12 protein-coding genes are annotated in these 12919 nt (G+C 40.4%); 7 read left to right on the top strand and 5 right to left on the bottom strand.

From position 1 onward, the window contains the following. Nucleotides 1-11 precede the first annotated feature (11 nt). The 4 genes from dnaJ to NVS78_RS01645 all read left to right on the top strand — a co-directional run bounded on the left by dnaJ (nucleotide 12) and on the right by NVS78_RS01645 (nucleotide 3432). A complete protein-coding gene (gene dnaJ, locus NVS78_RS01660) occupies nucleotides 12-1151 on the top strand; it encodes a molecular chaperone DnaJ (protein WP_286357647.1) in 1140 nt (379 codons plus the stop codon). A 10-nt stretch (nucleotides 1152-1161) separates the two neighbouring features. Continuing rightward, nucleotides 1162-2115, top strand: a complete 954-nt coding sequence (locus tag NVS78_RS01655; RefSeq protein WP_286357646.1) for a LysR substrate-binding domain-containing protein — start codon at nucleotides 1162-1164, stop codon at nucleotides 2113-2115. Between the two features lie 6 nt (nucleotides 2116-2121). Then, nucleotides 2122-2694, top strand: a complete 573-nt coding sequence (gene lpcA, locus NVS78_RS01650; RefSeq protein ID WP_286357645.1) for a D-sedoheptulose 7-phosphate isomerase — start codon at nucleotides 2122-2124, stop codon at nucleotides 2692-2694. A gap of 66 nt (nucleotides 2695-2760) precedes the next feature. After that, nucleotides 2761-3432 carry an inorganic pyrophosphatase gene (locus tag NVS78_RS01645; RefSeq protein ID WP_286357644.1) on the top strand — a complete coding sequence of 224 codons (672 nt, stop codon included), beginning with the start codon at nucleotides 2761-2763 and terminating at the stop codon, nucleotides 3430-3432. Nucleotides 3433-3527: 95 nt separating this feature from the next. Here the strand turns inward: NVS78_RS01645 and NVS78_RS01640 are convergent, their stop codons facing one another. The 3 genes from NVS78_RS01640 to NVS78_RS01630 form a co-directional block, all read right to left on the bottom strand. Beyond that, a complete protein-coding gene (locus NVS78_RS01640) occupies nucleotides 3528-5063 on the bottom strand; it encodes a YifB family Mg chelatase-like AAA ATPase (protein WP_286357643.1) in 1536 nt (511 codons plus the stop codon). Between the two features lie 236 nt (nucleotides 5064-5299). Next, nucleotides 5300-6052, bottom strand: coding sequence for a UDP-2,3-diacylglucosamine diphosphatase (locus NVS78_RS01635; protein ID WP_286357642.1), 753 nt, complete (start codon nucleotides 6050-6052; stop codon nucleotides 5300-5302). 13 nt (nucleotides 6053-6065) lie between these two features. After that, entirely contained in the window at nucleotides 6066-7229 is a 1164-nt protein-coding gene (locus tag NVS78_RS01630) for a redoxin domain-containing protein (protein WP_286357641.1), read from the bottom strand. A 175-nt stretch (nucleotides 7230-7404) separates the two neighbouring features. Here NVS78_RS01630 and NVS78_RS01625 point away from each other — a divergent pair, with 175 nt between their 5' ends. From NVS78_RS01625 to NVS78_RS01615, 3 genes are all read left to right on the top strand, one after another. Then, nucleotides 7405-7821: a hypothetical protein gene (locus NVS78_RS01625; RefSeq protein ID WP_286357640.1), complete on the top strand. Its 417-nt coding sequence runs from the start codon at nucleotides 7405-7407 to the stop codon at nucleotides 7819-7821. Nucleotides 7822-7939: 118 nt separating this feature from the next. Continuing rightward, nucleotides 7940-10225, top strand: a complete 2286-nt coding sequence (locus NVS78_RS01620) for a TonB-dependent receptor (RefSeq protein WP_286357639.1) — start codon at nucleotides 7940-7942, stop codon at nucleotides 10223-10225. Nucleotides 10226-10301: 76 nt separating this feature from the next. Continuing rightward, nucleotides 10302-10766, top strand: coding sequence for a heavy-metal-associated domain-containing protein (locus NVS78_RS01615; RefSeq protein ID WP_286357638.1), 465 nt, complete (start codon nucleotides 10302-10304; stop codon nucleotides 10764-10766). A gap of 45 nt (nucleotides 10767-10811) precedes the next feature. Here the strand turns inward: NVS78_RS01615 and NVS78_RS01610 are convergent, their stop codons facing one another. Together NVS78_RS01610 and NVS78_RS01605 are read right to left on the bottom strand one after the other, a co-directional pair. After that, nucleotides 10812-11894 carry an aminoglycoside phosphotransferase family protein gene (locus tag NVS78_RS01610; RefSeq protein WP_286357637.1) on the bottom strand — a complete coding sequence of 361 codons (1083 nt, stop codon included), beginning with the start codon at nucleotides 11892-11894 and terminating at the stop codon, nucleotides 10812-10814. A gap of 30 nt (nucleotides 11895-11924) precedes the next feature. Beyond that, nucleotides 11925-12827 carry a sugar phosphate nucleotidyltransferase gene (locus NVS78_RS01605; RefSeq protein ID WP_286357636.1) on the bottom strand — a complete coding sequence of 301 codons (903 nt, stop codon included), beginning with the start codon at nucleotides 12825-12827 and terminating at the stop codon, nucleotides 11925-11927. Nucleotides 12828-12919 lie beyond the last annotated feature (92 nt).

The following is a 12919-nucleotide window of genomic DNA, read 5'->3' as shown; positions in this document are numbered from 1 at the left end:
TAAAATTTAAAATGGAAAAGAGAGATTACTATGAAGTGTTGGGGGTATCTAAAAATGCGGATGCTGCTGCGATAAAAAAGGCATATAGAAAATTAGCATTACAATACCATCCGGATAAAAATCCCGGGGACAAAGAGGCCGAGGAGAAATTTAAGGAAGCTGCAGAAGCCTATGATGTATTGAGTAACGAAGAGAAGAGACGTCGGTACGATCAATTCGGTCATGCGGGAATGGGAAGCGGGGCCGGAGGTTTCGGGGGCGGAATGAGTATGGACGATATATTTTCTCATTTCGGAGATATTTTCGGCAGCTTTGGAGGTTTCGGAGGTTTCGGCGGAGGGGGAAGAAGTGCTCGTCGGGTGAATCGGGGGACCAATTTGCGGGTGCGAGTAAAGATGAACCTAAAAGAGATTGCTACCGGTATAGAAAAAAAGATCAAGGTAAAGAAGTACGTGGCTTGTGAGCATTGTAAAGGGACGGGAGCAAAAAATGGCACTTCTTTTTCGACTTGCAGCACTTGTGGGGGAAGCGGACAGGTAACACGGGTACAGAATACTATTTTGGGAGCGATGCAGACAACTTCGACTTGTCCGACTTGTCAAGGAGAGGGGAAGATTATTAACGATAAATGCACGTATTGCAATGGCGAAGGAGTGCAGATGTCTGAAGAAGTCATCACCATAAATATTCCTGCGGGAGTGGCAGACGGTATGCAATTGTCCCTGGGAGGTAGAGGGAATGCGGCCCGTCGGGGAGGAGTGAACGGGGATTTGATCGTGATGATAGAGGAGGAGGAGCATCCGGATTTGTTGCGTGACGGCAATGATTTGTTGTATAACGTATTTGTCGGTTATCCGGAAGTCGTGTTGGGGGAGACGGTCGAGATCCCGACGGTTGACGGCAAAGTGAAGGTGAAAATTGAACCGGGAACCCAGCCTGGTAAGATTTTACGTTTACGCGGCAAAGGTTTACCCGATGTCAACGGATACGGTAAAGGCGATCTATTAGCTAAAGTAAACGTATGGATTCCGAAAAATTTATCGAAAGAAGACAAAAAATTGGTGGAAAAGATGAAAGAGGGAGAGGGTTTTCATCCGGGAGCCAGCGATAAGAAAAGTTTCTTTTCCAAAGTGAAAGATTTTTTTGAATAGTATATAAAGTATGATTACACTCACTCAATTAGAATATATTGTTGCGGTTGACGAGTACAGGCATTTCGCCACGGCTGCGGATAAGTGTTTCGTAACTCAACCGACATTGAGTATGCAGATAAAGAAATTAGAAGAGGATTTGGGTGTAATTATATTTGACAGAAGTCGTCAACCGGTTGTCCCGACTGATATTGGAAAGAAATTGATCGATCAGGCGAGGGATGTTTTAGCGTCGAATCAACGGATCAGGGAGATTATCAACGAGGAGAAAGAGGAGGTGTCGGGTTCGTTGAAAATAGGAATAATTCCGACTTTAGCTCCTTATTTGTTACCTATTTTTATTGGTAATTATATTCGTAAATATCCCGCGGTAAAGGTGGAGGTGGAGGAGCTGGTTTCCGAAGAGATTATTTACCGATTGAAGCGCGATACGTTGGATGCGGGAATCTTCGTGACTCCTTACGGGGATGAAAAAATTATTGAATGTCCCGTATTTTATGAAGAGATGATGATTTATGCTCATCCGGAACATGAGTTGTTGAAGAAAGAGATCGTAGAGATAAAGGATATAGCAACACCCGAGATATGGATGCTGGGGAGTGGGCATTGTTTTAGGGATCAGGTGATCAATTTATGCGAAATGAATGCTGTTCAGCATAGGAATTTGCCTTTTGAATTTGAGAGTAATTCATTGGAGACCTTAATGAAGATTGTAGATCAGGAGGGAGGGTTTACCTTAATTCCGGAATTGGCAATCCGTGATATGAGTGAAAAGAAAAAAAGGCAGGTGAGATCTTTTTCTTCACATCTTCCGTTAAGAGAAGTGAGTGTTATTTATTCAAGACATTACGCGAAGCAAAAGTTAATCGATTTGCTCTGTGAAAACATTAAAGAGGTTGTTCCTTCGATTATGTTGAAAAAAGACCGTGGAGAGGTTGTTGAATGGAGAAAAATAAATAGTTGAGAAAGGATGAATGGAATAGAAAAAAGTTTTGAAGATGCCCGGCAGCTATTAGCTGATTTTGTAGCGGACGAAGAGAATATATATCGAATTGAAAAGGCCGGGGAGATTCTTGTCGGTGCCTTACGGGAGGGGAAAAAAGCGTTGAGTTGTGGAAATGGAGGTTCTCTCTGTGATGCGATGCATTTTGCTGAAGAATTAACCGGTCGTTTTCGTGAAAATCGAAGAGCATTGCCGGCAGTAGCTATTGCAGATCCTTCTCATTTGACATGTGTCGCCAATGATTTTGGGTTTGAATATGTTTTTTCTCGTTACGTGGAAGCTCACGGTGTGAAAGGGGATGTATTGTTAGCGATAAGTACTTCCGGGAATTCGTTGAATATAGTTAAAGCTATTGAAGCTGCCAGGGAGAAAGGGATGAAGGTTATCGGATTGACAGGGAAAGACGGGGGGAAAATGAGAGAAATGTGCGATGTGAATATTTGTATCCCCTGGAATGGATATTCGGATCGAATACAGGAAATTCATATTAAGATCATCCATATTTTGATCGAGTTTATAGAGAATAAACTTTTTTCATAAAAAATACACAAACAATACAAGCTAAGGCGACGAGTCTTAGCATGTAAAAATGCAATTATAAAAGTTATGGGAAACAAAATTAATGATCCGATCGCCCGATTGATGGGTTTGAGGTATAAGTCACATCCTTGGCATGGTTTGGACATCGGTGAGGAATCTCCCGCGGTCGTAACGGCTTTTATCGAGATGGTTCCTACGGATACGGTGAAATACGAATTGGATAAAGTAAGCGGTTATATAAAGATAGATCGCCCTCAAAAATACTCTAATGTCGTTCCGGCTTTGTACGGTTTTTTACCTCAGACTTACTGTGGCGGATTGGTGGCGGAATATTGTATGATGCAGTCGCAGCGGACCGGGATTCATGGTGACTCGGACCCGTTGGATATTTGCGTGTTGACAGAAAAAACGATTTCGCATGGAGATATTATTGCCGATGTTCGTCCTTTAGGAGGATTTCGTATGTTGGACGGAAACGAGGCCGATGATAAGATTATAGCCGTGTTGAAACATGATGCCACTTATAGCGTGTATAATGATATCGCGGATTTGCCACATATTGTAGTCGACCGGTTGAGGCATTATTTTTTGACGTATAAGGATCTTCCGGGTGAAGAGAGGCATACGGAGATTATTGATGTATATGGGAAGGAAGAAGCCTATGAAGTGATTCGCCGTAGTGTTGAAGACTACAAAAACCATTTCCAAGGCTTGGAGGATATTTTGAATAGAGTATAATGATTCTGGATTGACGATTACACGATTTAGTGATTCTGTGATTTAATTTTCAATCACTGAATCATTCAATTTTTTGATTTACAATTATAAGGGTTTTAGTTTCCCCATCCTTCCCGATCTAAACTTCTGTATTGAATGGCTTCGGCGATGTGCCGGGGGAAGATGAGGTTTTCATGTTCCAGATCGGCAATCGTACGGGATAACTTGATAATACGGTCGTAAGCTCGGGCGGAAAGTCCGAATCTTTGCATGGCGGTTTTTAATAAAGCTATGCATTTTTCATTTAGGGAGCAATATCTTTTCAATAGAGGAGATGTCATTTGAGCGTTACAGTATACTCCGGGATATTTCTTGAAGCGGAGGTTTTGAATCCTTCTGGCCTCAATGACTCGTTTCCGGATCAGGATGCTGGGCTCGCTTTCTGTCCGGCTGGCCATTTTTTCCAATTCGACGGGAATCACTTCTATATGCATATCGATGCGGTCGAGTAGAGGACCGGATATCTTGGCAAGGTATTTCTGTACGCTTCCGGAAGGGCAGGTACAGCTCTTTGTCGGGTGGTTGTAGAAACCGCAAGGACAGGGATTCATGGAGGCGATCAACATGATGTTTGCAGGATATTCTACGCTGAATTTTGCCCGACTGATAGATATCGTACGATCTTCAAGCGGTTGACGCAAGACCTCTAATACGGTTCGCTTGAATTCCGGTAATTCGTCTAAAAAAAGGACCCCGTTATGGGCAAGTGATATCTCTCCCGGTTGCGGCCAGCTTCCGCCTCCTACCAAAGCGACATCGGATATGGTGTGATGGGGCGATCTGAAAGGACGGTAGGTAATAAGTGAGGTTTCGTGTTGTATTTTTCCGGCGACGGAGTGTATTTTGGTCGTCTCGAGCGACTCTTCGACGGTCATGGGCGGGAGAATGGACGGTAATCTACGGGCTAACATCGTTTTACCCGATCCGGGAGAACCGATCATGATCAGATTGTGGCCTCCGGCAGCGGCGATTTCCAACGCTCTTTTTACATTTTCCTGTCCTTTTACATCTTTGAAATCCAGCATTTCGTTGTCCGAGTAATTGTTCTCTTCTGCGAATTGATAAGAAAACGGCTGGTAATTTTTTTCTTTTTTAAGGAATGTAATTACTTCTTTCAAATGGTGAAATCCGTATACCTCAAGACCTTTGATTACGGCAGCTTCGTTAGCGTTTTGAATGGGGACAATGATCCCCTTAAAATGTTCTTGTTTCGCGTTGATTGCAATGGGAAGCACGCCTTTCACGGGTTGTAAGCTCCCGTCGAGGGAAAGTTCTCCCATGATAACATAGTTTTTTAATTCTTCATGTGGGATTTGTTCGTTTGCAGCTAAGATTCCTAAGGCTAAAGGGAGGTCGTACGATGATCCTTCTTTTTTCACATCTGCCGGGGCAAGGTTAATGATGACCCTTTTGCCCGGAATTTTAAGTCCGATTTCCCTTAAGGCGGAATCAATACGTTGTTGACTCTCCTTAACGGCATTATCGGGTAATCCCACGATTATGAATTTGGCTCCCCAAAGAATATTTACCTCTATTGTGATGGTGAGAGCGTTAATTCCGTAGACGGCACCTCCGAAAGTCTTTACTAACATGGTCAAATAGTTTTACAGTAGGGATATGATGTTGTAAGTTAAGACTTTTTCACGCGAAAACAATGCAATATACTGAAAAAATGGAATAAAAAATTGTAAATCGATTTTTGATTTATGATTAATTCCGGGTCACACATTCATTACAAGTTTTAAATTGTAGATTGTAAATTGTAAATTGGACGCTGTTTTTGTAATCTACAATCGTCAATCATTCTAATCACCTAATTGTTTAATCGTCAATTGTAAAATTTCAGTTCGACTTTTTCTCCGTCGAAGACAGCGTAACTAAAATGGGAAATCCAATCTCCCGTATTGATGTAACGGCTACTATCACACAACGGGAGATCGATAGGAATATGGCGGTGTCCGAAAATGAAGTAGTCGAAATGCCGTTGTTGTAAAATTCGTTTACAATAGAGAATAATCTCTTCTTTGTCTTCTCCTAAGTATTCCAGAGCTTCTATTTTGCCATTGTCTTTCAAACGGGAATGTGAAGACCAGGCATGAGCCAATTTGATTCCCCAGTCTGGATGGATAAGCCGGAAGCATTTTTGTAAAAAACGGTTATGGAAAACCCTTTTAAGGAATAGATAACCTTTATCTTTGGGATTTAACCCGTCTCCATGGCCGATCATGAAACTTTTACCGTTGATTCGAGTCTCTTCAATGGCGGTATGTAAAATTACGCCGCACTCTTTGTTTAGATAATCGAAGGCCCATATATCATGATTACCGGTAAAGAAATGTACTTTTATACCGTTATCCGTATAGCGGGCCAATTCCGCGAGAAAACGGACATGCCCTTTAGGGACGGAACGTTTGTATTCGAACCAGAAATCAAACATATCACCAAGCAGATAAAGTTCAGCACATTCCGGCCTGATCTTTTCCAGGAATAAAACAAGCTTTCTCTCTCTCTCCCTGTTGTTGTCTAAGAGTTTGGCTCCCAGATGAGCATCGGAAAGAAAATACACTTTTTTATGCTGCATGGTGGTGATTTGTTTATTTTTTCAACAGATCATTCAGTCGGTCCTCCAATCGGCTTCCCCATAGATTTTTTCCGACGATTTCCATATTTTGATCGATAATATAATTGGCCGGTATCGTTTTGACGTTCCATGTTGCGGCAACCCGACTTTGTAACGCATATTCATCTCGTACGCATTTCCAGGTGATGTTGTTTTTCTTTACAAGGTCTTCCCATAGGAATTTGTTTTTGTCTAAACAGACCTGATAAATTTCTACTCCTCTGTTTTTAAATTTCTGATATACCTTTTTGAGATCGTTGATATAAGTCTGGCTCTGTTGTGCGGTTAGTACCCCGAACTCGAGAACGACAAATTTACTTTTAATGGGAAGTAAAGACAGCGAGTCTCCTTTGGCATCGGGTAATTTTATATCAGGCAAGGATTTTTCCGAATTGTTGATCGCTTCCGCTAATTGTTGATTGCGTATGGCCTGCCCTATTTGTTTCAAGTGGTTCATAATAGCCTTGGTATACTGTGATTCCGGGTAAAGGGCACTTAAAGAAGAGGCAACAACCTTGAAATAATGTAAATCGTTGATCTCGTCTAATATGAACAAGTTATTGTTTATTTTTTGATAGAGAGCATAATAGGCGGCTAAAGAGGTAGCGTGTTTGATGATAAAATCACGCGTGAAATTGACTTGTTTGGTTAGGGCTTCGCTCCATGCTTTAGAGTATTCTTCCCGTTGACTATCGTAACTCTTGTCCTGGGGAAGGGCTCGATACGCCTTTTGTAATGAATCCGTCAACGTCACGGTCCGTTGAAGTTGGAAATTCAATAATTTGATCCACAACGAATTTTCTGAACCCTCAACCCAATAATTGTTTTGAATGTCTTTTAAGGTTCCGCTGATTTCGATTTGCTCACCCGGACTGGCAATAATGGTCACCTGTTCCTTGTTTGGAAATTTCACGGAATAAAATGAAGGATAAGTAATGTTAAGCTTGAAATTAAACTGTCCTTGTTTATTCAATTTGGCTGAATCTATGATCTTTTTTCCGGCTACGTCAATTTGTTCTAAATATACTTTTGTTCCGGCAGTAGTCTCTTTAATTGCACCTGTTATTTCCACGTTGGATTTTTTCCCGCAAGAGATAACAAGGAGAATAAATAATCCTGATAGTAATAAATTTTTCATAGTTGACTGGAATGATATAAAATAATCCGTTCTTACATGTTTGGCGTTCGAAAGTAATACTTTTTTCTGTTATTTAAATATAAATAGGTGGATATGATAGAAAAAAGAGTTAATAATTTTTTACCCCTTCTTTTTATTGTTCTGTTTTTTAGGAAAAAGAATTATTTTTGTTCCGATGAGAAAGGATAGAATGAACGTACCGGCGTTATTGCTTTTATTTGCATTTCTCTTTGCAACAGTCGGGATAAATGTAATGAAGGTACAATGCTCCGGTTGTCGGATGGCCTATGTAGAGGTACGGATGTTTCCGGGTGAAGAGATCTCTTTATGTGGAAACGATTGTTGCTCTTCGTGCAAAAAACTTCAGAAGAGTGCTTGCAAGCAAGAGAGAGCCGAACATGACTTTTATAAGTTGTCTGGAGACTGGGCTGTTTCAACTGGGGTATTCTTATGTTTTGATATTCAGGATCGGAAAGACGAGGTATGTTTTGTTCCTCCAATAACAGGTCTTGTTTTCTGTTCTTTCGATACGGATCTTTCTTTCATTGGCAACTTCCGGCCTCCGGAGTTGTTATGTATTTTCCGCTGTTGATTTACGTTTTTTTAGGAGGATAAACGAGATTTATTCTTGATTCTTAATGTGTTCGTAATGGAGTGATAGGCCTTTCGGATAGGCCTATTTATTGGAAAATGCAAATTAGAAATAGTAGATGAAATATATATTGATTGTATTATTGATGCTCGGAACTTTTATGGTTCGGGCTGAAATAATTAAGGGCCGGGTTATGGAAGAGACGGCTGACGGTTTACAACCGATAGCGGGGGCTAATGTATACTGGCTGGGAACATCGAAAGGTGTGGTGGCTGACGAAAAGGGTGAGTTTAAAATTAAATGGGATGATAGTGGAAAATTAGTTGCCAGTTTTATAGGATTTCAATCGGATACGGTAGAAGTAAAATCTACGGATAAATTTGTGGAATTCGTGTTGATCGAGGGGCGGCAATTGGATGAAGTGAGTGTTATTTCCAGAAAAAGATCTACCGTCATGAGCACGAATCGTCCCGTGATTGAACAGGTCATTACCGGTACGGAACTTTTAAAAGCTGCCTGTTGTAATTTAGGCGAGAGTTTTGAGACGAATGCTTCTGTCGATGTTTCGTATGCTGATGCTGTGACCGGGGCTAAACAAATCCAATTATTAGGATTGACGGGAAAATACATCCAATTGATGACAGAAAATTTCCCTAATTTTCGGGGACTTTCTTCTTTGTACGGATTAGGTTATATTCCGGGGCCTTGGATGGAGGCAATCTCCATTTCAAAAGGAACAGGATCGGTGATAAACGGGTACGAGTCGATTGTCGGACAAATTAGTGTCGATTATAAGAAACCGCAGAGTAGTGAAAAGCTGTATTTGAATGCTTATTATAGTGATGACGGGATGTTTGAATTTAACTCTAATTTCGGTGTCAAATTTAATGATCGTTGGAGTACGATGTTTTTGATACATGGAGATTGGTTGGATAAAGTTCATGATGGAAATAAGGATGGCTTTTCGGATATGCCGGAAAAGACCCAATACAATGTCATGAATCGTTGGGCATATAAAGACGAAAAGTGGTTTTTTCAATTCGGAGGAAAGTTTTTGGATGAGGAGCGGAAAGGTGGAGAGAGCAAGCATCACTCGGTCGGTGTGAATTCGGGGTCTTCGTATCGAATCGGGATAGACACGAGACGTTACGAGGGTTTCTTAAAATGGGGTTATCTTATGCCGCAGTACGAGTATACGAGTATGGCCCTTATGGTAAATTATACGGACCATGATCAGGATTCGTATTACGGATTGAAAAGATACGATGCCCGTCAGAGAAATCTTTACCTGAACTATATCTTTCAGTCTGTATTCGGTTCCCATCCGGATCAACAGTACGCAACGGGGATTAGCTTCAATTACGATGATTATGATGAGGATTTTCAGGACCGTTATTTTACGGATGATATTGCTACGATTACGAATCCGGTTAATTTTGAACGTCAGGAGAAGGTAGTGGGTGCGTTTTTTCAATATACCGGAATGTTTTTTGATAAGAAATTTACTTTTATGGCGGGTTTAAGATATGACCATCATAATTTATACGGGAATTTTGTAACTCCCCGGCTTCATCTTATGTTCAGGCCGGACGAGATGACCAATTTGAAACTTACTGCCGGAAGAGGATTACGCATGTCTAATATTTTAGCGGAGAATAGCTATTTATTAGCATCTTCGGCAGGTATCTATGTTAATGGAAAGTTGTTGGCGGAAAATCCGGATGAATTAAAGTATTTAAAGATGGAAGATGCTTGGAATATAGGTGTGAATCTGAACCGTAAATTCTATTTATTTGATCGAATTTTGTCGATTTCAGCTGATTATTATCATACGAAGTTTACGGATCAGGTGGTTGTTGATAACGAAACGGCTTTTGATCGGGTAAATTTTTATAATTTGGAGGGAAAGTCTTATTCCAATAGTTATCAAATCGAAATGCAATACGAGGTGATTCCCCGTCTGGATCTTTTAGCCGCTTACCGTTATAACGATGTTAAAACAACGCTTCATGGAAGAAAAACAGAAATGCTGCCTTTGACCAGCCGCTACAAAGGACTTTTGAATTTATCGTATCACACTAATTTGAGGAAATGGCAATTTGACTTTACGACTCAATTTAACGGGGGAGGAAGGATGCCTCGTCAGACAGGAATTCCTGAAACTTATCAGACGGGAAGTAATTTTAAGGCTTTTCAGTTGATGAATGCGCAGGTGACCAAGTTTTTCCGTCGCTGGAGTGTATACGGGGGATGTGAGAATATGGGGGATTTTAAACAGAAACATCCGGTGATAGCTTCAGACGATCCTTGGGGAAAATATTTTGACTCCTCGAAAATTTGGGGACCGGTTCACGGGAGGAAATTTTATATCGGAATACGTTTTGCCTTAGATCGGGAATCATAGGTAATGATTTTTAAATTTAAAATAGAATACATATATTTGAAATACTCCTATTGAATAATTAATAAACAATTTGATTATGAAAACAATACAAATTATTTGTGCGTTAGTGTCGTTTATAACCGTCGGTTTGACGGTTGATGCCCAGACTAAAAAAGATACGACCGTAATTTTTAAAACGGATATTCATTGTCCTAAATGTAAGGCAAAAGTAGAAAAGAACATACCTTTCGAGAAAGGAGTAAAAGATCTTAAAATCAATCTGAAAGATTCTACTGTTTTATTAACATTTAGAATGGATAAGAATTCCGTAAAGGGATTGCGCGCGGCTCTTGCGAAATGCGATGTAAAAGTTTTGGGAATGTGTGCTAAGGACGGTAAGTTATTGCGGTGTAAGGCTTGTAAGCCGAATAACTGCAACAAAAATTGTATGGGGGACTGTAATGATTCGTGCGACCGGAAATGTGAGACAACGGATTGCAAAAGAGATAAAGATTGTTCCGTCGTCTGTACAAAAGAAGACCGCGATAAGAATAAAAAATAAAAACAGGAAGAAGGGCGGAGAAATTCTTTCGCTCTTCTTCCTGTTTCAATTCTCTAAAATAAATCGAGAGATTCGACCCGCTTGTTTGGCGATGTCTTTCAGTAGTTTCACCTGAACTTTTGTTCGTTGGAGATTTTGATCCGTATAAGTTACGGGATAGTAGAGATCCCCTTGAAGATAGTCTGTTAAAAAACGGATAGCCTGTAAATAAGTCATTAATTTGCAAGAAAAACCGAGTGTTTCTTTTTCTTTACGGGTTAACAGGTGTTTGGTTTTTTCCATGAATCCGGTACAAAAAGCTTTGAAATACTCTATGTTGAAATAAACTTGATTCAGGTTTGTCGTTTCTTCGCCGGCTGTATTACAACAAGATCTTGCAGCATCTCCGAAATCGTAATGTACGATGCCCGGCATGACGGTGTCCAAATCGATCATGCATAAAGGATGATTGTTTCCGTCGAATAAAAGGTTATTGACTTTAGTGTCGTTGTGAGTAACTCGTGAAGGAAAATGGTGTTCATCCTTCATGATTTGAAAATCAATCATTTCCGGGTCTAAAGAGGAGAGGTAGGTTACCAACTCTCGACTCTTTTCTATTTTCTCGTCTTCTGCTTTTAAAAGAGCGTCTTGTAATTCATTTTGCCTATGGACGACATGATGAAAGTCGGGGATGGTCTCGATCAAAAGCGAAGCGTCGAAATCGGATATGCGATTTTCAAATTCCCCCAATCCTATTCCGAATTCGTAAGCCATAGGAGCCGAGGTGACTACTTCGTAGTTCCTTGATCCTTTGATAAATAATGCGAGCGTCCAATAATTACCGTCGTAATCTTTGTAATACGGTTTTCCCTTATTCGTGTAAAAATAGGTAATGTATTTTCTGGTAATATCGTTAATCTTGTGTTTGATCAAGCGGTTGCGAATATGTCCGCAAACCAGCTCTTTGTTTCGGACCAATTTCGGTATATCCGTGAAAATATTCCCGTTGATGCGTTGGAGAATGTATTCAGCCTCTTCATCTACTTTCACCAGATACGTATCGTTGATATGTCCCGAACCGTATGGAGTAGCGGAAATGAATTGTCCGCTGCTCTTAAAGGCTTCGTATATCCGTTTGATTCTGTCCATTATATATTAAGTTCCCGTTTTTGATTTTGTTTATTTGTTTATATCCGTGTATACGCCTTCCGTTTCAAAACGGTTTAATGCCTGATTGACGAAGTCGGTATCTTCTTTGTAAGTTACTCCAAACCATTTGGCGTTTGTTTTTAAAATCTTCACTTTTATTTCTTTCCGGTTGAGAAGTGTATCCACGACGCTGGGGATATAGATTTCAGCCTTTGGGTTTGTCCTGTTTTGGCGGTAAAATTCGATGAATTGTTTTTCGATCTCTTCAAATAATATGGGAGTGAATCCCCAAAAATTCATGGAAACGATATCACCGCCTTGTAGTACTCTTCCGGTTGCGATATCTTTGATGCCGTCATTGTCCTTGATGATTTTCGTGCATTCTGTAATACTTGTCATGAAAAGGTCTCGGTCGAAAGTACAAATTCCTCTTGAAACGGAACCGTTTTCAGACAAGGTGGAATCCAAACGGTATCCAGCAAGACTGAAACAGGTGTCATCCGGATTATAAGCGATGAATTCGTGCATTTTTTGAAATGCATCCCGACCGTAAAAGTCGTCGGCATTAATAGCGATAAAAGGTTCCTGAATCGCCTCTTTGGCAGACCATATGGCATGAGCCGTTCCCCACGGTTTTTCTCGTTCGACGGGAGAAAGATTACCCGGTAAACGATCCATTTCCTGAAAGCAGTAATAGGTCTCCGCGTGGTTTTCGGCATATTTCCCTACTGCTTCCCTGAATTCTTTTTCGAAACTCTTTCGGATGATAAAAACGACTTTATCGAATCCGGTATGAAGAGCATCGTAAATGGAGTAGTGAAGTAATGTTTTTTGATGAGGTCCGAGTAATGCCAATTGTTTTAAACTTCCGAATCTCGATCCCATTCCGGCTGCCATAATGAGCAACGTTGTTTTATTTTTTCTTGTTTCCATATTTTTATATATAAACCAAACTTCTATTCATACAAAACTAATAAAAACTTTACAATTGAATAATGAAACATCAATTTTGTTTTATATTGAAA

The sequence above is a fragment of the Gabonibacter chumensis genome (assembly GCF_024741215.1).
GTDB lineage: Bacteria > Bacteroidota > Bacteroidia > Bacteroidales > Marinifilaceae > Gabonibacter > Gabonibacter massiliensis.
The sequence above is the reverse complement of the archived record's forward strand: the minus strand, read 5'-3'. Positions and strand labels throughout refer to the sequence as shown.

What these genes read in the sequence shown, in the direction of transcription:
- dnaJ (WP_286357647.1), top strand. Translation starts at nt 12, where the DNA reads ATGGAAAAGAGAGATTACTATGAAGTGTTGGGGGTATCTAAAAATGCG.
- NVS78_RS01655 (WP_286357646.1), top strand. Translation starts at nt 1,162, where the DNA reads ATGATTACACTCACTCAATTAGAATATATTGTTGCGGTTGACGAGTAC.
- lpcA (WP_286357645.1), top strand. Translation starts at nt 2,122, where the DNA reads ATGAATGGAATAGAAAAAAGTTTTGAAGATGCCCGGCAGCTATTAGCT.
- NVS78_RS01645 (WP_286357644.1), top strand. Translation starts at nt 2,761, where the DNA reads ATGGGAAACAAAATTAATGATCCGATCGCCCGATTGATGGGTTTGAGG.
- NVS78_RS01640 (WP_286357643.1), bottom strand. Translation starts at nt 5,063, where the DNA reads ATGTTAGTAAAGACTTTCGGAGGTGCCGTCTACGGAATTAACGCTCTC.
- NVS78_RS01635 (WP_286357642.1), bottom strand. Translation starts at nt 6,052, where the DNA reads ATGCAGCATAAAAAAGTGTATTTTCTTTCCGATGCTCATCTGGGAGCC.
- NVS78_RS01630 (WP_286357641.1), bottom strand. Translation starts at nt 7,229, where the DNA reads ATGAAAAATTTATTACTATCAGGATTATTTATTCTCCTTGTTATCTCT.
- NVS78_RS01625 (WP_286357640.1), top strand. Translation starts at nt 7,405, where the DNA reads ATGAGAAAGGATAGAATGAACGTACCGGCGTTATTGCTTTTATTTGCA.
- NVS78_RS01620 (WP_286357639.1), top strand. Translation starts at nt 7,940, where the DNA reads ATGAAATATATATTGATTGTATTATTGATGCTCGGAACTTTTATGGTT.
- NVS78_RS01615 (WP_286357638.1), top strand. Translation starts at nt 10,302, where the DNA reads ATGAAAACAATACAAATTATTTGTGCGTTAGTGTCGTTTATAACCGTC.
- NVS78_RS01610 (WP_286357637.1), bottom strand. Translation starts at nt 11,894, where the DNA reads ATGGACAGAATCAAACGGATATACGAAGCCTTTAAGAGCAGCGGACAA.
- NVS78_RS01605 (WP_286357636.1), bottom strand. Translation starts at nt 12,827, where the DNA reads ATGGAAACAAGAAAAAATAAAACAACGTTGCTCATTATGGCAGCCGGA.